Annotated in this window: 14 protein-coding genes; 7 read left to right on the top strand and 7 right to left on the bottom strand. The window is 70.2% G+C overall.

Translation table 11 applies throughout. The features are described from left to right. Window positions 1-48: 48 nt before the first annotated feature. Window positions 49-783: a hypothetical protein gene (locus LW840_RS01135; protein WP_291266778.1), complete on the bottom strand. Its 735-nt coding sequence runs from the start codon at window positions 781-783 to the stop codon at window positions 49-51. Window positions 784-848: 65 nt separating this feature from the next. On the opposite strand from LW840_RS01135, the gene LW840_RS01130 reads away from it, so the two are divergent. Both LW840_RS01130 and LW840_RS01125 read left to right on the top strand, forming a co-directional pair. Continuing rightward, a complete protein-coding gene (locus tag LW840_RS01130) occupies window positions 849-4970 on the top strand; it encodes an ATP-binding protein (RefSeq protein WP_291262595.1) in 4122 nt (1373 codons plus the stop codon). An 8-nt stretch (window positions 4971-4978) separates the two neighbouring features. Continuing rightward, the gene (locus tag LW840_RS01125) at window positions 4979-6763 is read left to right on the top strand and encodes a serine/threonine-protein kinase (RefSeq protein WP_291266776.1); all 1785 of its coding nucleotides are present in this window, start codon (window positions 4979-4981) and stop codon (window positions 6761-6763) included. Here the strand turns inward: LW840_RS01125 and LW840_RS01120 are convergent. The 3 genes from LW840_RS01120 to LW840_RS01110 all read right to left on the bottom strand — a co-directional run bounded on the left by LW840_RS01120 (window position 6747) and on the right by LW840_RS01110 (window position 10314). Further along, the gene (locus LW840_RS01120) at window positions 6747-8051 is read right to left on the bottom strand and encodes a GGDEF domain-containing protein (protein ID WP_291276275.1); all 1305 of its coding nucleotides are present in this window, start codon (window positions 8049-8051) and stop codon (window positions 6747-6749) included. The genes LW840_RS01125 and LW840_RS01120 overlap by 17 nt on opposite strands. A 341-nt stretch (window positions 8052-8392) precedes the next feature. Then, on the bottom strand, window positions 8393-9955 hold the full coding sequence (locus LW840_RS01115) for a sodium/solute symporter (RefSeq protein ID WP_291262652.1): 1563 nt from the start codon (window positions 9953-9955) through the stop codon (window positions 8393-8395). Then, entirely contained in the window at window positions 9955-10314 is a 360-nt protein-coding gene (locus LW840_RS01110) for a DUF485 domain-containing protein (RefSeq protein WP_291262598.1), read from the bottom strand. The genes LW840_RS01115 and LW840_RS01110 overlap by 1 nt, the downstream gene beginning before the upstream one ends. A gap of 108 nt (window positions 10315-10422) precedes the next feature. Here LW840_RS01110 and LW840_RS01105 point away from each other — a divergent pair, with 108 nt between their 5' ends. Continuing rightward, window positions 10423-10866 carry a vitamin K epoxide reductase family protein gene (locus tag LW840_RS01105; RefSeq protein WP_291262599.1) on the top strand — a complete coding sequence of 148 codons (444 nt, stop codon included), beginning with the start codon at window positions 10423-10425 and terminating at the stop codon, window positions 10864-10866. Here the strand turns inward: LW840_RS01105 and LW840_RS01100 are convergent. After that, a complete protein-coding gene (locus LW840_RS01100; protein WP_291262600.1) occupies window positions 10838-11365 on the bottom strand; it encodes a hypothetical protein in 528 nt (175 codons plus the stop codon). The two genes, LW840_RS01105 and LW840_RS01100, sit on opposite strands and share 29 nt — an antisense overlap. A 35-nt stretch (window positions 11366-11400) precedes the next feature. Here LW840_RS01100 and LW840_RS01095 point away from each other — a divergent pair, with 35 nt between their 5' ends. After that, the gene (locus LW840_RS01095; RefSeq protein ID WP_291266774.1) at window positions 11401-12192 is read left to right on the top strand and encodes a ubiquinone/menaquinone biosynthesis methyltransferase; all 792 of its coding nucleotides are present in this window, start codon (window positions 11401-11403) and stop codon (window positions 12190-12192) included. A gap of 270 nt (window positions 12193-12462) precedes the next feature. On the opposite strand, the gene LW840_RS01090 is transcribed toward LW840_RS01095, so the two are convergent. Further along, complete coding sequence (locus LW840_RS01090; protein WP_291268995.1) at window positions 12463-13170, bottom strand: 4'-phosphopantetheinyl transferase superfamily protein; 708 nt, start codon at window positions 13168-13170, stop codon at window positions 12463-12465. 56 nt (window positions 13171-13226) lie between these two features. On the opposite strand from LW840_RS01090, the gene LW840_RS01085 reads away from it, so the two are divergent. Next, on the top strand, window positions 13227-14645 hold the full coding sequence (locus tag LW840_RS01085; protein ID WP_291276274.1) for an MFS transporter: 1419 nt from the start codon (window positions 13227-13229) through the stop codon (window positions 14643-14645). A 120-nt stretch (window positions 14646-14765) separates the two neighbouring features. On the opposite strand, the gene LW840_RS01080 is transcribed toward LW840_RS01085, so the two are convergent. Beyond that, entirely contained in the window at window positions 14766-16121 is a 1356-nt protein-coding gene (locus LW840_RS01080; protein WP_291266771.1) for a threonine/serine exporter family protein, read from the bottom strand. A 119-nt stretch (window positions 16122-16240) separates the two neighbouring features. Here LW840_RS01080 and LW840_RS01075 point away from each other — a divergent pair, with 119 nt between their 5' ends. Together LW840_RS01075 and LW840_RS01070 are read left to right on the top strand one after the other, a co-directional pair. After that, on the top strand, window positions 16241-16732 hold the full coding sequence (locus LW840_RS01075; RefSeq protein WP_291262605.1) for an FKBP-type peptidyl-prolyl cis-trans isomerase: 492 nt from the start codon (window positions 16241-16243) through the stop codon (window positions 16730-16732). Next, window positions 16729-18327 (top strand): D-aminoacylase, encoded by a 1599-nt coding sequence (locus LW840_RS01070; RefSeq protein ID WP_291266769.1) that lies wholly within the window; start codon window positions 16729-16731, stop codon window positions 18325-18327. Before LW840_RS01075 ends, LW840_RS01070 begins: the two co-directional genes overlap by 4 nt. Window positions 18328-18329: the final 2 nt, after the last annotated feature.

The raw sequence follows: 18329 nt of genomic DNA, 5'->3' as shown, positions 1-18329 counted from the left end.
CCTCTGCCAATGCGAACGCACAGAGGGGCACTGAACGTTGCCGCGGCATTATCGCGGCACGTCGTCGCGCAGTGCATCCACTCCGCGTGCCGGGATGCTCACGCGCAGCAGGGCGCCATCGGCCTCGGCCCACAGCAGCCGCACTTCCCCGGCGGCGGTCACGATCCGGTAGCGGCGGGCATCGCGTCGCGCACCGGCAATGATGACCACATCGTGCGCCGCCTCCAGCACGATTCGCACCGCACCCTGGCTGTTGGCAACCGGGGTGAGGGAGGGGAGGGTGAGGCCTTCACCCTCGGCCAGCATGCGCCCCCGCACGAGCAGGGCATACTGCACGATGCCGTCCTCCTCCACGACCACGGCGCCGGGGCGCAGCAGATACTCACGCGCCGCCTCCCCGGTCACGCTGCGCGCCAGCGTGGCAAACCGGCCTCGGACGCGCTGGCCACCCAGGCGCAGGATCTGCTCGGTCCCACGTCGCGCCTCGATGGAATAGCGCACGGGGGTTCCGGCGGAGTCCGCTTCGAGGCGCACCGCGGTCCGCGTGTCCCCCACCGCCGATTCCGAGCGCAGTTCAATGGTGCCGCCGTCGTTGGTCACCACCCGCTGCACGGAGAACTGTTCGCGACCCGTGCGCTGTCCGCCCACGCTGATGGTGAAGCTGCCCACGTCCAGCCGGGTCGATTGCGGTTGTCCGGCGTGGCCCGCCCCCGCCGGAGCGGCGGGGATGGCGCACAGCAGCCCCAGCAAGGCTGGGACGAGACGCAGGGCGGGGAGGGGCATGCGTGAAGTATAACCGAACCCGGTCCCCCCTTCGCCTCGGGGAACCCGTTGGGGTATTGTGGGCCATGGCCGACTCCGCTCCTGCCGAACACCAACTCGTCCCCACCGGTCGCTGGCCGGCGGGATGGGTAGCGAGCTGTGCCGTGGCATTCGTCGCGCTGGCCTATTGGCAGCAGGCGCCGGCATGGGGGTCGCTGCTGACGGCCGTGGGCGGCACCGTGGCCGCTGCCTGGTTCCTGCCGCAGGTCACGCGCCCCCGCGCGGCGGCGGGGCTGGCGGTGGCTGTGCTGGCCGTCGGCTGTCTGCTGGGCGCGTCGGACACGGCGACCTTCGTGTCCATGCGCAACGACTGGCCGGCGTGGTCGGCGGCCGAACGGGAGTCGCGGGCGCGGCGTGTTGCCGAAAGCGTGACGGAGGTGGCGGCGGTGCTGCGTGAGGCGGCGGAGCGGGCCACGGCCGACAGTGGGCTGGTGGCGCGCGCGCTGGCGGGGCAGACGGTGGACATCGAGGCGCCGCTGCCCCGGAACGTGGAGTCGGCGCTGCTGGTGTACCGGCGCGGCATGCTCGTGGCGAGCGCCGGCCAGATGCACACGCCCGTGAATCCCGGAGCGCCGGCGGGGGTGATGATTGTGCCCGGGGCCTTCCACACCTCGCTGGTCGCGCGGTCGCGCACCACCGACGACGCCATCGAGGTGGTGGCGACGGCGCTCGTCACATCGGCGCCGCCCGCCGATCGTTTCACGCGGACGCTGCTGCAGACGTTGCCGGGCAACGTCGACGTCGCCCACACGTATATCGAATCGCCGGACAGCCGCGGCATAGTGGCGGGGGAAACCGCAGTCGCCGCACGTGATGGCGAACGCGAGGTGGCGCGGGTGCGCGCCACCACGTACACCGAAGGCGAGACACGACTCGCGCTCGAACAGCGCGCCCGCTTCCGCAGCAGCGTGGCGCTGGCCCTGGCCCTGGTGGCCTTCCTGGTGGTGGCGTGGTACCGGCCGGCGCGCACGGCGGAGCGATTCGGGGCCACTGCCGCCGTGCTGCTCACGGTGGCCGTCGCGCCGCTGTCGGGGCTGTCGAATCTTTCCAGCCTCTTCGATCCGCGCAGCTACTTCGCGCCCATGGGGGGACCATTCACCTCCACCGTGGTGGCGTTGCTCATCACGGCAGCGCTCACACTCGCCATGTTGCTGTTCGTGTTGCGCGGCACGTTGCAGCGTCTGTCGCGCAGCGTCGCCGTGGCGCTCGTGCTGGCGACGGCCGTGGCGGGCCCGTTCCTGCTGCGCGATCTGGCACGCGGGATCACGCTCCCCCCCTCGGGCGCGGGCTACACGCTCTGGTTGGCGTGGCAGTCGTCGCTGGCCCTGGTGGGGGTCTCGGTGCTGCTCATCGCCGCCGCCGGGGGCCAGGCGGCGTGGGGGCGGCGGCGTGCCCTCTCACCGGCGGTCGCCGTATCGGTGGCACTGGCCGGGGGCGTACTGGCACCGCTGCTCTGGCGCGGGCAAGGGGCGTGGCCCGCGTGGTTCCCCGTGTTCTGGGTCGTGGCGATCGCCTGTCTCGCCCTGACCCGGCGCGGTCTCGCGCAGATTGCCGCAGCGGCCGTGGTCGCCGGCACCGGCGCCGCCACGCTGACCTGGGGCGCCACGATCAAGGCGCGCACCGCCCTCGCCCAGCACGACCTGCAGCTGATCGGCGAAAGCGACCTCGATGGGCAGCGACTGCTCGAGCGCTTCGCGATTGGCCTGCGCGACGACGGGCGCCCGGTCGTGAGCAGCGAGGAACTGCTGCGCCGCTATGCGGCCAGCGAACTGGCGCGCGCCGGCTACTCGGCGCGATTGGCGCGGTGGAGCCCCGCATCCATCGATGAGCCCGAGTCGGTGCTCGAACTCACGCCGGTGCTCGATACCATCGATGCCCAGTCGTATGTGGCCATGATTGCGCGCGAGAGCGGCACCGTGGAGTTCCGCGAGGCACGCGACGGATTGCGCCGCCTCCTGCTGGCGGCCGTGCCCGCGAGCGATGGCACCGTCACGACCATCGTGCTGCCACCGCGCACCAGCCTGCTCCCCTCCGACCCGTTCTCGTCGTTCATCGGCATCACCGGTGAACGGTGGCGCGAGGCGCCCTACCGCCTCACCCTGAGTGCGTCCGCCGAAGGCGACACCCCATCGCCCGCGCTCACCTGGCATCGGCGGGGCAATGCACTGCACGGCGATGGCGTGGCGGGCGAAGGGCGCGACGTGAATCGCGTGCACGCGGAAGTCGACCTGGGTGGGCTCGATGTGCTCCTGCCGCGCGGCGCGCTGCTGGTGATCTTCGACGTGTTCGTCGTGCTGCTCATCTGGGCCATGACGGTGCTGGCCGATGGCGCGCTGGGGCGCATGGTGGCCGTGCGCCGGGCGCGCTGGTCGCGCTCCTATCGCGTGCAGCTGTCGGTGGCCATGCTGGCCTTCTTCATCGCGCCGGCCGCCATCTTCGCCCTCTGGGCCTGGTACCGGCTGCAAGGCGACGACCGGGCGACGCGCGACCTGCTGGTGCGGGAAACCCTCCGTGTGGCGGCCGCCGAACAGGAGCAGCGCGCGCTCGGCTCCGCGCCATCGAGTACCGGGGCCCCGCTCTTCCTGTACCGCGACGGCGTGCTGCGACAGGCCAGCAACCCGCTGCTCGATGCGCTGGCCCCGCTGGGGCGCCTGCTCCCCGTCTCACTGAGCGACGAGGAGATCGGCAATGACGACACCTTCCTGTCTCGACGTCTGGCGACGGGCATGACCCGCCCGCTGGTGGGCTTTCGTCTGTTGTCACGACCGGGCGCCGTCAACCTGCCGGGGGCTGCGGTGAGCGTGCTGGCCACACCGGCGCGCGGCAACGAATTCGCGCTCGACGACCGCCGGGAGGACCTCGGCATTCTCGTGCTCTTCGCCACCGTGCTGGGGGCTCTCGCGGCGGTCTGGTCGAGCGGTATCGCCGCCCGCACGCTGGCGCGTCCGGTGGGGGCGCTGCGGGAGGCGGCTCTCGGTCTGGCGGCGGGACGCGCGGCGCCCGCGCTGGGCACCGCGCCGGCGACCGAGTTCGCCCCGGTGTACCGGGCGTTTTCCCGCATGGCCGAGGATCTGCACACGAGTCGCTCCGCGCTCGAGGCGGCGCAACGCCGTACCGACGCCGTGCTGCAGAACGTGGCCAGCGGCGTGATCGCCATGCTGCGCAGCGGTGACATCATTCTCGCCAATCCGCGTGCCGGCGCGCTGCTGGGGGAAGGGGTCCGGCGCGCGGGCGGCACCCTGGCGGCCTTGCCGCCGGAACTTGCCCCGCTGGCCGAACAGTGCCGCCGCTTCCTGCAGGCCGAGGTCGATGAAGAAGCCTTCGAACTCATCGTGAATGCCCGGCAGCTGCAGGCGCGTCTCACGCGGCTGCCCACGGGCGCGGTGCTCACGCTGGACGACATTACCGACCTGGCGTCGGCGCAGCGGGTGCTGGCGTGGGGCGAGATGGCGCGGCAGGTGGCCCACGAGATCAAGAATCCCCTCACGCCCATTCGCCTCGGGGTGCAGCACCTGCGCCGCGCCTATCGGGATGGGCGCAGCGACTTCGGCGACATTCTCGATCGCAATGTGGGGCGCGTCCTGGAGGAAATTGATCATCTCGACGAGATCGCGCGTGCCTTCAGCCGCTACGGGACTGCGCCGTCGGAGCGCGCGCCCGGTGTGCCGGTAGACGTGGGGGCCGTGGTGCTCGATGTGGTGGCGCTCGAAAAGCTCGGCGACCATGCCGAGCCGGGGCAACGCGTGGAATGGCGTGTGGTCATGCCGGAGCCGGAGGGTACGCTCGTGGCGCTGGCGCAGCGCGACGAGTTGCGTGAGGTGCTCATCAACGTGCTGGAGAACGCGCGCCTGGCGGGAGCCCGCTGCGTCACCGTGCACGCCCGGCTGACGGAAGCCCAGCTGCATCTCGACGTGGTCGATGACGGGTCCGGCATCGCGCCCGCGGTGCTGCCGCATGTCTTCGAACCGCACTTTTCGACCCGTACCAGCGGCAGTGGTCTCGGTCTCGCCATCAGCCGCCGGCTCATCGAGGGGTGGGGCGGTACGATCAGCGTGACCAGCAGCGCCGGACAGGGGACCACGGTCCATATCAGTTTGCTGCGTACCGTCGGTGCACCGCGGGAAGCATCGGCAGCGGCGGCACGTTAAACTTCGGCATGGATGCGTCCCCACTTCCCTCCGACCAGACCCTGACGGCGTCGCCGCCGGCGCATCTGGAGGAGTGGCAGTTGCCGCCCGGTTGGTCGTGGGGCGACGAAGCCATCCAGCGGGAGCACCGCCATTATCAGGAAGTGGTCGACGCGCTCGGTCGCTCCCTCTCCCTCGTCAGCATCCCCGATCCGGCGCATGCCGACTGGCTGCGTCATGAGGCGCGGGCCCTCGCGCATCGCAATCACCCGTCGATCCCCACGACGTACCACTACTGGGCGTCGTATCAGGAAAGCCGACGTGGCCCGGGCTATCTGCGTCGCTGGATCAGCGGCGAAACCGTGTACTCGCGCGTCTCGCGACTGGGTCCCGAGTCCATTCAGGTCGGCTTTCAGGTGCTCCGCGAAGCGGGGAGCACGCTGGCGTATCTGCACGACACCAGTGCCGCGCATGGCGCCGTGTCGGCCAGCACGGTGTGGCTGACGCCGGGTGGCCGACTCTGGTTGCTGGGATGGGAGTGGGTGCTGCCGCGCGAGCAGCGTCCGGCCGGTCTCATGCCCGACCCGGCGTTCACGCCGTGGGCGCCCGAATGGGGCGCCGGCCGCTGGAAGCCCACGGCCGCCTCCGACCAGTGGCAGTTGGCGGCCATGCTGTTCGTCATGCTCACCGGCGAGACGCCCCCCGAACATGACGTGCCGCCGCTGGCCCTGTTGCGCAGCGACTGTCCCGGGGCCCTGGCCTCGGTGCTGGAGCGCGCGCTGTCGGCAAATCCGGCCGATCGCTATCCCAGCATCGCCACCATGCTGCGCGAGCTCGATCGGAACGTATCCGTGCGCCCGGTGCTCATTGCCCCGGAAGGCGACGAGCTGCCCAAGGCGCTCGACACCGCCGAGGGACGACTGCGCTGGGCCACGGCCGACGACTACGAGATTCTTGCGCCCCTGGGTACCGGCCAGTTCGGCAGCGTATGGCGGGCGCGCGATCTGTCACTGTCTCGCGAAGTGGCCATCAAGGTGTTGCATCCGCACATCGCCCGCGACGACGTGGCCGTGGCGCGCTTCCGCCGCGAAGCGCGGTTGGCGGCCCAGCTCGCGCATGCGGCCATCGTGCCCATCTACGACACCGACGGGCGCGGCGGCGTGGTGTGGTACACCATGGAACTCGCCGAAGGCGGCTCCGTAGCCAACCTCGTGGCACGCAGCGGGGCGCGACCTTTCGAGGAAATTGCGCCGCAGGTGGACGAGGTGCTGGAGGCCATGGATGCGGCCCACTCGAGCGGCATCATCCATCGCGACCTCAAGCCCGAGAACATTCTCATCGACCGGTATCGCCGCTGGCGTATTGGCGACTTCGGTATTGCGTACGCGCTGGGCGACGAAAAGGCGGGCACGTCGGGTACCCCGTCGTTCGCCGCACCCGAGCAGCTGCTGGGTGAGTCGCAGGGGCCGGCCACCGATCTCTACGCGCTGGCGAGCATCGTGTACTACGTGCTCACGGGGCGTCCGCCCTTCGGCGACGGATCGGCCGAATTCATTCTCGCGCAGCAGCTGTCCGACACGCTGCCGGAACGGCTGCAGCAGGACGAATTCCCCGAAGCACTCGCGTCGTGGATTGCGCGCGGGCTCGCGCAACGCGTGGAAGACCGCTTTGCCGACGCGCAGGAGATGCGCGCGGCGTGGCGTCAGGTGGTGCGCACCATACGCCGGGCAGAAGATCAGCGGCCGTGGTGGCGCCGGCTCATCGAGGGGCTGCAGGAAGACGAGCCGGCCACTCCCGCTACGCCGGACTGGTAACGCCGCGCTCCATCGGCATGGCCGGTGGGAGCGCGCCCACCGCGAGCGTTGCCGAGGTGGGGGCACTGGCGGCCACGGCCACCGGCGACGGCAGGCTGCGCGCCGCGGCCATGGCCACGGCGGCGACCTCGGCCGGAATGGGGACCGTGGGGATGGTGCGCGGCGTGCGACGCGGCGCCCGCGCGGGCTTGGTCGTGCCAGCCACCGCGGCGTGCGCCCGGCGACGTTTGCGGGCGTACAGCAGTTGGTCGGCGCGCGCCAGCAGCTCGCCGATGTTCGCCGGGTCGGTCGAGCGCACGCGCGTGTAGCCGATGGTCAGTCCGATGCTGGCGGGAAGCAGGCGGCGCGCGTTGAGCGAGGCCAGCTGGTCCTCGATGCGCTGCTGCATGGCACGCGCCCCATGCCCGTCGGCATCGAGCGCGAGCACGGTGAATTCATCGCCACCCAGGCGCGCCACCACATCGCAGTCACGCACGGTTCGGCGCAGCAGGCGCGCCACTTCCACCAGGGCGCGGTCGCCCACCGCGTGACCGCACGTGTCGTTGAGCTCCTTGAATGCGTTCATGTCCACGTACAACACCACCGCGTCCTTGGCATGACGGCGCGCCAGCCGCAGCTGCTGCTCCGCCAGCGCCATGAAACCGCGGCGATTGAGCAGACCGGTGAGGTCGTCGGTGAGCGACGCCTTGCGCAGCCGCAGCTCCTCCCGCTTCTGCCGCGAAATATCCTGCAGGGTGACGGCGAGGCCATCAGTGGTGGGGGTGGCCTGATGCCGCACCCAGCTCGCGTTCACGTGGCGCTTGTGCGCCCGCGACTCTTCGGTCACCGCCGTCCGGTAGGTCACGGCGTCGAGATACTGCGGGAACAGGGCGCGTCCCAGATCCTCCAGGTCCCGGCGCAACCGCAAGCCCGCGACCTGCGTGGGGTGCCGATAGAGCATCGCCGCGCCGCGTGTGTTGGCTTCGGTGATCTCGAAGTCGCGAATCTCCCCGCCGCTGTCGCGCACCGTGCGCAGCAGGAACATGCCATCCATGCTGGCCTGCATGGCGTCGTGCAGCCGGCGCATGCGCGGCTCGAGCGCCGTCTCGTGCTGCATGCGCCGCAGCAACTCGCGATGCAGCAGGCGCCACCCCGTCACGGCGACGAGCAGCGACAGCGCCGACAGGTACGGCGCGGCGGCGACGAACGTGGGCAGGGGGAACACCCCGGCCGACACCAGGAAGGGGAGCGCTGACAGCAGGACGAGCGTACCCCAGAAGGCGGTGTGCAGAGCGATGCGGTCAATCATGGAAGAGTCCACAGGGGCCGGCAGGGGGCGCCGCCATCGTTGGCCTATCCCCCGCACCTCACCAGCCTCAGCTGGAGCGGCACCCCCGTCGCTTGCATGGTTCGTGCCAAAGCCTGAAGGGCGCGGATCCGCAGCGATTTCGCACCCGGTGGGTGCCGTGGAAACTGCTGTTTGATAATGACTTGCGGAAATTCCCGACGACTGGCGCGGGCGCGAAATCGCGGGCAAGCACGGTGATGCGGGCGTTTCGGCTGGGGGGAGTGCGGGTGAGTTCTGCCGAGTGATCCCCCGGTCATGCTCGGACAAGTCTTCCGCTTCCGCTCGTCGCCGGGGGGCGGTGGTCAGTCTTCACCCAGCAGGAGCCGCTGTTCGAGGGCGGTATAGCGGGCATCACCGTTGGCATCGGGAGCCAGCAGCGACACGAGAATGCCCGTGAGGAAGGACAGCGGAATGGTGACCAGCGCCGGGTTCTTGAGCGGGAAGATGGCGCTGCTCTTGTGAAGCAGGTCCACCTGGACGGCGGGCGACAGCGCAATGAGCGCCAGAGTGGCGGTGGTGCCCACCACCATGCTGGCGGCGGCGCCGGCCGTGCTCGTGCGACGCCAGAACACACTCAGCACGAGCGCCGGGAAGTTGGCGCTGGCGGCAATCGCGAAGGCCAGCCCCACCATGAAGGCCACGTTCTGCCCCTTGAAGGCCACGCCAAGGGCAATGGCCACGAGGGCCAACCCGATCGTGGCCAGGCGCGCCACCTTGAGCTCCTCGCCCGGCTTGGGGTGTCCCTTGCGCACCACGCTCGACCAGAGGTCATGGGAGATGGCGGCGGCACCGGAGAGCGCGAGTCCGGCCACCACGGCCAGGATGGTTGCAAAGGCCACCGCGGCGATGAACCCCAGGAAGGGGCGCCCGCCGAGCAGTTCGGCGAGCATGGGAGCCGCCATGTTGCCGCCGGCGTCGATGCTCTTGATTGCGGTGGGCCCCACCAGCACCATGGCGCCGAACCCCAGGATGAACGTCATGAGGTAGAAGAGCCCGATGAGCCCCGTGGCGATGAACACCGACTTGCGAGCCGCCACGGCGTCGGGCACGGTGTAGAAGCGCATGAGAATGTGTGGCAGCCCGGCGGTGCCGAACATGAGGGCCAGCCCCAGCGAAATGGCGTCGAGCGGGTTGGAGACCAGCTTGCCGGGGGCCAGCACGCCGGCGCCTTGCTGCGCCGCGGCCGCCGCGAAGAGCGCCCGCGGGTCGAAGCCGAATCGCGACAGCACCAGCAGGGCGAGCAGCGCGGCGCCGCCCAGCAGCAGCACGGCCTTCACGATCTGCACCCACGTGGTGGCGAGCATGCCGCCAAAGAGCACGTACGCCATCATGGCTGCGCCCACGATCATGACCGCCGACTCGTACGGGATGCCGAAGAGCAGGCGAATGAGGCTGCCCGCCCCCACCATCTGCGCAATGAGATAGAACGCGATGGTGGCCAGCGTGCCGTAGGCGGCGCTGATGCGCACCGGCACCGGATCGAGCCGTGCGGCCACCACGTCGGCGAAGGTGTAGCGTCCCAGGTTGCGCAGCGGTTCAGCGATGAGGAACAGCACCACCGGCCACCCCACGAGCCAGCCCGTGGAATAGATGAGGCCATCGAAGCCGCTGGTGGACACGAGTCCGGCGATCCCCAGGAACGAGGCGGCGCTCATGTAATCGCCGGCCAGGGCGAAGCCGTTCTGCCCCGCCGTGACGGCGCGGCCGGCGGCATAGAAGTGCTCGGCCGTTTGCGTGCGGCGTGCCGCCCACCAGGTGATGGCCAGGGTGACGCAGATGAAGACGGCGAAGAAGCCGATCGCCACCGGGTCGGGGGTGCCGAACGTGGTGGTGGGGGCGGCAGCGGCGGGCGCGGCGGCTTGCATCACGATGTGGGCTCCGTGGCCGCCGACCCGGCGCTGCCGTGGTTGCTCTTGAGCGCTGCCAGCGCCGGATCATAGACGCGATTGGCCCATGATACATAGGTCCAGGTGAGCACCCACGCCGACACGATGACACAGGCGCCGAGCACGATGCCCACCGACAACCCGTCGCTTACGAGTGCCCCGAGCCGGGCGGGCTGGAAGGCCACGAGGGCAATGAACCCGAAATACACGAGGACCATGCCCAGCGTCAGGAGCGCCGCAATACGCCAGCGCTGGGCCGCCACGGCCCGGGTGGCCAACAGCGCCGCCTGGCGCGGTGACGACGAAGCAACGGGCGGAGGAGCGGGGGCGGGTGTCATGGCGCGCGAAGCTACCGCGCGGTGCGCTTATCCGAAAGCGGACGGGTATCTAGGATTCATGGGAGCCGGCGCGTATCCGGCCGCCATTTCCTCCGCACCGAGTCCCTCGTGAGCCTTCGCAAGTTCATCGCCATCGTGGCGCTGATCAACGCCCTTGTGGCCACCTATCTGCATCTCTGGAAGATCGGGCTTGCCGGGTCGCTGGCCTGCGGGGGTACCGGCGGCTGCGAGTACATCCAGGGGAGTCGCTACGGCTGGTTCCTGGGCGTTGACGTCGCGCTCATTGGCGCCGTGGGGTACACGCTCATCTTCCTGGTGGCCACCGTGGGCTCGCTCACCCAGTTCGAAGACGCGGTGTGGCCGGCACGCGCACTGCAGCTGCTGGTGTTTCCCGCGTTCCTGTTCACCGTGCGGCTCAAGTACGCCGAATTCATCATTCTCAAGGGCTTCTGCCCGTGGTGCGCCGTCTCCGCCGTGTCCATCACCCTGCTCACGGGCCTCATGTTCGTGGAGTGGAGGCGCGTTACGGCTCGTCGGTCTCCCGCACCATGACGGCAAACAGGCGGGCCAGCTCCGGGCGAATGGGATAGCCGGGAATCGTGTGCACCACGCGGCCGTGGCGGTCGAACGCGATGAAGGTGGGGGTGCCGGGATAGCGGAACAGCTGCTCCGCCTCCTCTCGCGAGGCGGCCGGGCCCACGAGCCGCGCCCCGCGCAGCCCTTCCTTCTCCAGCATCGGGGCCCCGTCCGCCGCGCCTTCCAGCGTGAACAGCGTCAGCCCCGGCACGGGCTGTCCCTCGGCCATCTGACCGAAGTCGGCCAGCGCTTTCTTGCACCAGGGGCAGGTGCGTGAACTCACCATGACCACGGTGGGTTGCCCCTTGGGCACCAGCGCCACGCGCTGGCCGCTGATGTCGCGCACGATGGCCGTGGCGAGCTTGTCCTGCGCCGTGCGGGCGTGGAGCCGCTTGCCCACGAGCGCGGCACAGGCGCAGGCCACGACGAGCAGCACGACGGTGCTGAGACTGACGGTTCCGGAGCGGTGACGCATCGCGGGCGGGTGATCCGGGTGTACACTTCCTGACGATGACGGAATATACCCAGCGCCCGGAGGCCGTGCTCCGGTCACTCGACGTCGAGACCCACTTGCGCGACCCGGCGCTCAAGCAGGCGTTCGTGACGCCCATGTTCGACATCATCGCACCGCGCTACGACCAGTTCACGCGCTGGTTCTCGTTCGGCATGGATGGCGGGTGGAAGCGGGAAGCACTGGACGCGGCGCGCGAGTCGGCCCGCCGCCTGCGGCCGGTGCGGGAGGCGCTCGACCTGGCCACCGGCACGGGCGATCTCGCCGTGGCGCTCGCGCGGCTCTGGCCCGGCGTGCACGTGGATGCGCTCGATGCGTCTCCCCGCATGATCGACGAGGCGCAACGACGCCTCGCGCAGCGCGACCCCGATGTGCTGGCGGTCGTGACCCCCATGGTGGGGGACATGATGGCGCTGCCGCAGGCCGATGCCTCCGTGGACGTGGTCACCGCGAGCTACGCCGTGCGCAATGTGCCCGATGCCCGCGGGGCGGTGCGCGAAATGGCCCGCGTGCTGCGCCCCGGTGGCGTGCTCGTGACGCTCGATTTCTACCGCCCCGACTTCGCGCCGTGGCGCGCGCTCTTTCTGGGGTACCTGCAGGTGGCGGGGGACATGGTGGGCTACCTCTGGCACCGTGACCCGGTGGTGTACGGCTACATCGCGCGCAGCATTGCGCATTTCATGAGCGACCGCGCGTTCTGTGCGCTGCTGCAGGACGAGGGCTTCGACGTGGTGAGCGTGCGGCGGTACCTGTTTGGGGGGGTGGCGCGGCACGTCGCGCGGCGGAGGTAGGCAGGGACGGGGGGAAGGGAGCGACGGTGGTGGAGACTGCGCGTGAACTGCAGGGGGCAGACGGCAGGAACTACAGACGGCAGTCTGGGAGGAAAATGGAAAGCGGCGGTCGGCGCGAAGCGCCGCCGCCGATTTCCTACCGCAAAGGAAATCGGGCGCGACCGCGTCGCGGCGCGCCCGTTCTTCCACATTCCTGCGCACTGCGCACTGTAGTTCCTGCCGTCTGCCCTCTGCAGTTCACGCGCAGCACCCCCCGCCGTCCCTCCGCCGTTACCGATGACTCTCCGCCCACGCCACGATCCACTCGCCCTCCATCCGCCAGCCCGCCTCGACCCGCACGTCGGCCACCGAGGCCTCCGGTAGCAGCAGCGTGACCTGCGGCAACCCATCGCCGGCCAGCGCGAGTTCGACTTCGGTGAAGCGCACGTAGCGCTCGACAAAGGGGTCAATGGCCTTGTACACGGCTTCCTTGAGCGCGAAGTGCACCAGCACGTGCTCGCGTCCCGCCAAGGTGTCGTCGCCCCACTGCTGTACGTATTCGTATTCGCGCCCGGTGAGGATCTTGCGCGCGATGGACGGACGCCGCAGGTCATCGGCCTGCGGGCGCCGCTCGAGGTCGAGCCCGATGTGCTGCAGGGTGCCAACGCGCGGGGCCACCGCCGCCATGGCGAGTGTGCGCTTGTGCGAGACCGATCCCGTGACCACTGGCGGCAGGGCGGGGGCCCCGCGATGCGTGCGCAGAATGGGCGCCTCGAGCGACGCGCCGGCCGCGGGCGCCACGGTGCCCAGCGCATCGCGCAGCGCCTGCCGACCGGCCACGAAGGTGGCGCGCCGCGGGGCGGGAAGGCCGCGCGCGAACGACGCTTCCAGCGGATGCAGCGAGCCCGAGCCCACGGCGCGGTCCAGCAGGTCGTCCCACTCCTCATCCGGCACGTCGGGCACGACGGCGCGGGTCACTACGGTGTTCTCACGGAGCATAAGGAAAGTTACGATCCCCGGGTGCAATTGTGTGAGTCGCCCGTCAGCTTTGACGGGTGACCGCGCCTCCGCCTCCCTCAGCGCCGCCTGCATCACCGGCCACCGCACCAGCCGCGGCGCCGCGCCTCACGCGCGCCTGGTACGCGGTGGCCGTGCTCACGCTGGCCAATGTGTCGGGGTTCGTGGACCGGCAGATTCTCTCGCTGCTGGTGGAGCCGATCAAGCGCGACCTGCACGTCACCGACACGCAGGTGAGCCTGCTCGCCGGCCTCGGGTTCGTGCTCTTCTACTCGGTGCTGGGGCTCCCCATTGGCCGGTGGGTCGATCGTGGCATGCGGCCGCGCATCGTGGCGCTGGGCGTGGCCGTGTGGAGTCTCATGACGGCCGCCACCGGCTTGGCGCGCACCTTCGGCCAGCTGTTCGTGGCGCGCGTGGGGGTGGGCGTGGGCGAAGCCACCCTCGGGCCCGCGGCGGTGTCCATCATTGCCGACCAGTTTCCCCGACGCCAGCTGGGCACCGCCATGAGCACGTACATGGTGGGCACGTTCGCCGGATCGGGCGTGGCGTACGCGTTGGGCGCGTACGTGGTGGGGCGCGTGGACGCACCCGGGCTCATCACGCTCCCGCTCGTGGGGGCCATGCATCCGTGGCAGACGGTCTTCTTCTGGGTGGGGCTGCCGGGGCTGCTCATTGCGTTGCTGGCGCTCACCATTCGCGAACCGCGCGCGGAAGCGGCCGCCCAGGTAGCCGCCCACGCCGCCGCCGGCCGCCCCGCCTCGTCCGCGGAGACGCGCGCGACGGCGGAGCCGGTGGCCACCTTCGGGGAGGTCATGCGTTACGTGCGCGCCAATGTCCGCACGGTGGGCGCCATCTCGTTCGGCTTTGCGGCGTCGGCAAGCGTGAACTACGCCATCGGGTTCTGGCTGGCCACGTTCCTCATCCGCACGCACGGCTGGACGGTGCAGCAGGCGGGCACGTTGCAGGGCGTGCTCACCTTCACGATCGGCCCCATCGGCGTCATGCTGGGGGGGCGACTCAACGACGCGTGGGCACGGCAGGGGCACATCGATGCGCCATTGCGCGTGGGGCTCCTGGGGGCGTTGGCCATGCTGCTCTTTGCCGGGCTCTACCCCGTGGTGCCCAGCGCCACACTCGTGGCCGTGCTCCTGGTGCCGGTCAACGTGTTTGCCGCCATGCCCTGGGGCGCGGCCAACGCCGCCATCGCCGAAGCCATGCCGCCGCACATGCGCGGGCAGGGGAGCGCGATCTATCAGCTGGTGGTGAATCTCGTGAGTGGCGCGCTCGGCCCCACTGCCGTGGCGCTGCTCACCGATCGGGTCTTCGGTGACCCGCAGGCGCTGCGATGGAGCCTCGCCATGGCCACGATCGCGGGCATGAGCATGGCCGCCGTGTTGCTGGCGTGGGGGCGGCCGGCGTTCGTGAAGACGGTGAACCAACTCCGCTCCGCTGAGTAAACGAGCGATCGGTTACCCGCCACCCGCAACCCGACACTCCCCGGCCTCCGCGCGATCCCAGCCTCCCGCAGTCGACGGGGAGTTCCGGGTTACGTGTTTCGAGTTCCCGGTCCGCTTCGCCTACGGCCGAATCCGATTCGCGGCGCGCGTGACCACGTTGCCGGCAAGAATGCCGGCTGCCAGCGAAGTGCCCACGATGGCCACTCGGAACGCGGTCTGAATGCCCGTCTCCACCTCCTGCCCCAGCAGCGAGGTCATGCTGCGGAAGCCGATGCTTCCCGGCACGAGGATGAGCAGCCCCGGCACCTGCGTGACCATGGCCACGCGCCGACGCACGCGCGCCAGAATGTTGCTGCCGGCACTCACCACGAAGGCGCCCAGAAACGCCCCCAGCTCTTCTCCCACCGCCGCGCCGGCCAGCTTGCTCGTGACGTAGGCGGCGGTGCAGGCCACGACAATGAGCGGCGCATCCTGCCGTCGCGCGCTCAGAAGCACGGTAAACGCGAGCGGGGCCACCAGCAGCCCTGTCCACTCCGTCCACCAGGGAAGTGGCGTACGCGGTAAGGCGCCCTGCATGGCCGGGAGCAGGTCGCGCAGCAGCGCACCGGCCGCCCCTCCCGCCTTGGCTCCAAGCGCGAGGCCAAAGCCCAGCCCCAGGAACGTGACGATGGCACCGCTCAGGCGCGCCGTGCCCGACGCCAGATGCCGCGTGGACAACTCGGTCAGGGCCACCGTGAAGGTGAGTCCCGGCAGCAGGATGGCGAGACCGGCAAGGCTCGTGGCATACCCCGTGCGCGTGCCCAGCAGACCATCCATGGTGAAGGCCAGCGTGGTCACGATGAACGCCGTGAGCGGTTCGCTCACGTGTCGGGTGCTCTCCCACCGACTGGCCGTGAGGACCGTGACCGCCGTAACGAGCCCCAGCGCCGCCGCCAGCGCCACGTCCCCCACCCGCAGCTTGAGGAAGCAGGCAATGGCCGTGGAGGCCAGCACGAAGGCCACCATCACCAGCCACGTGGGGTACGCCGGCGGCTCGGCATCCATGACCTCGATGCGCCGAAGCCCCTCGGCGGGGGTGATGTCGCCGTCCATGACCTGACGCACGATCTCGCCCAGCCGCGACAGATGCCCCAGGTTGGGCTCCCCCGGGTTCACGCGCAGCAGGTGCACCCGCTGCTGTTCGAGGGTGCCGATGCCCACCATGATGCTGGTGGGGGTGGAGAAGAACTCCGCCTGCACCCCCAGCCGGCGCGCCAGCACCGACAGCGTCACCTCGAGCCGATGCGCGGGGGTACCGTGCTGGTGCAGCTGCCGGGCGAGCTGCAGGATGAAGCGCCGGGCCGCGGCAAACTCCGGGGCGTCGGCCGAGGCGCCGGCCGGTGCGGGCGCGTCGAGGGCACCTCCCGGAGCGGGAGGCGTATCGAGGGAGACGAGGTCGTCACCTCCCGCCGCGGGCGTCCGGCGCAGCGCACACATCGTGGTGTGAGCGTAAGGGGGCCCGGATGTCCCGCGCAACCGCGTGTCTCCATATCTTTTCGGGGTTCGTGGCGCGCGCCGCGCCCGCCCGCTTCTTCAGCCGCAGGATGCATTCGCTCATGTCGCTTTCCTCGTCGCTCCGTTCGTTTGCCCGACTCACGCTGGCTGCCGGCGCCGCCGGCCTTTTCGCCGCGTGCGGCGGAACGGAGAGCACCTCGCCCGACATCCCGTCCAATCCGGCCGTCGAGACGTACGCCACCTCCACCGGCGTCGTCATTGCCCAGATGACCCGACTCAACGACAACCTGTTCGTTCGCGACAACCCGGTCGGCACGGGAGCCACGGCGGTCACCGGCGACTCCATCTTCGTGACCTACCGCGGCATGCTCACCAACGGGCAGGTGTTCGATCAGGGGGCCTTCTCCTACCGTTTGGGGCGCAACGGCGTGATCCCGGGGTGGGAGCAGGGGCTCCCCGGCATGCGGGTGGGCGGCCAGCGCAAGCTCGTCATCGGGTCGCTGCTCGCCTACCGCAACGAGCGGGCCGGATCGATTCCGCCCAACTCCACCCTCGTCTTCGATGTGACCCTCGACCGCATCGTCGGCAAATGAGCCCCCGGTGGCGTGCCCTGATTCCCGTCGGCCTTCTGGCCGGCGGGTTTTTCTTTGCCCGGCAGAGCGCGGCCGCCCGCCCGCAGGGGGTGGATCTGCTCATCGTGAACGGTCTGGTGGTGGACGGCACCAACAGCGCGCCACGGCGGGCCGATGTGGCCATTCGCGGGGATCGCATCGTGGCCGTGGGCACCGCCATCTCGCGCGCCGGCGCCGCGCGCGTCATTGACGCGGCCGGACGCATGGTGTCGCCCGGATTCATCGACCTGCACGCGCATCTCGAACCGCTGCTCGAGCTGCCGCTCATGGAGAGCGCACTGCGGCAGGGGGTGACCTTCGCGCTGGGTGGGCCCGATGGCGGCTCCCCGCTGCCGCTGGGCCCCTATCTCGACAGCGTGCGTACCACGAAGCCCGGCATCAACGTGGGCTACCTCGTGGGGCACAACGATGTGCGTCGGGCCGTCCTCGGCATGGCGGCGCGTGCCCCGAACGCGGCCGAGCTGGCGCGCATGCAGCAGCTGGTGGCCGTGGCCATGGGACAGGGGGCGTTCGGGCTCAGCACCGGGCTGCTGTACCTGCCGGGCACCTACAGCACCGTGGAGGAGGTCATCGCGCTGTCGCAGACGGCGGCCGACAGCGGCGGCATCTACACCAGCCACCTGCGCAAGGAGGGCATTGGCCTCCTGGAAGGCGTGGCGGAAGCGCTGGAGATTGGCCGTCGCGCGAAGATCCCCGTGGTGCTCACGCACCACAAGGCCGTGGGGCAGCAGATGTGGGGCAAGAGCGCGCTCACCCTGGCCATGGTGGACAGCGCGCGCCAGGCGGGCACCGATGTGATGGTGGATCAGTACCCCTACACCGCCACGCACACGGGGATTGGCGTGCTGGTACCCAGCTGGGCCATGGCCGGCGGTGACGCGGAGTTTCGGCGGCGCCTCGCGAACGCCGCCCTCAAGGACAGCATCGTGCGCGGCATCGTCTTCAACATCCTCAACGATCGCGGCGGCGGTGACCTCGCGCGCGTGCAGTTCTCACGCGTGTCGTGGGACAAGAGCCTCGAGGGGAAGACGCTCAAGGATTGGGCGGCGCGCCGCAACCTGGCGCCCACACCGGAGAACGGTGCGGCGCTGGTGCTCGAGGCCATGCTGAACGGGGGCGCCAACGCCATCTACCACGTGCTCGACGAAGGCGATGTGCGCCGCATCATGACGGCCCCCTTCACCATGATTGCCAGCGACGGGCGACTGTCGCGTCCGGGCGATGGGCATCCGCACCCCCGCGCGTACGGCACCTTTCCGCGGGTGCTGGGCGAGTACGTGCGCCAGCAGCAGCTGCTGCCGCTCGAAACGGCCATTCACAAGATGACGCAGATGCCCGCCCGCCGGCTGGGGCTGACCGACCGCGGCGTGCTGCGCGAGGGGGCCGTGGCCGATGTGGTGATCTTCGACGCCACGACGGTGAAGGACCAGGCCACCTTCACCGAGCCCCATCAGTACCCGCTGGGCATTGAAACCGTGGTGGTGAACGGCACCGTGGCGGTAGACGGCGGCAAGGCCACCGGCGTACGTGCTGGACGTGTGATCACGCGCCGGTAACT

Source organism: Gemmatimonas sp., assembly GCF_021298855.1.
Classification (GTDB): Bacteria; Gemmatimonadota; Gemmatimonadetes; order Gemmatimonadales; family Gemmatimonadaceae; genus Gemmatimonas.
Note: the sequence above shows the minus strand (reverse complement) of the source record. Positions and strands in the feature narration are given on the sequence as shown.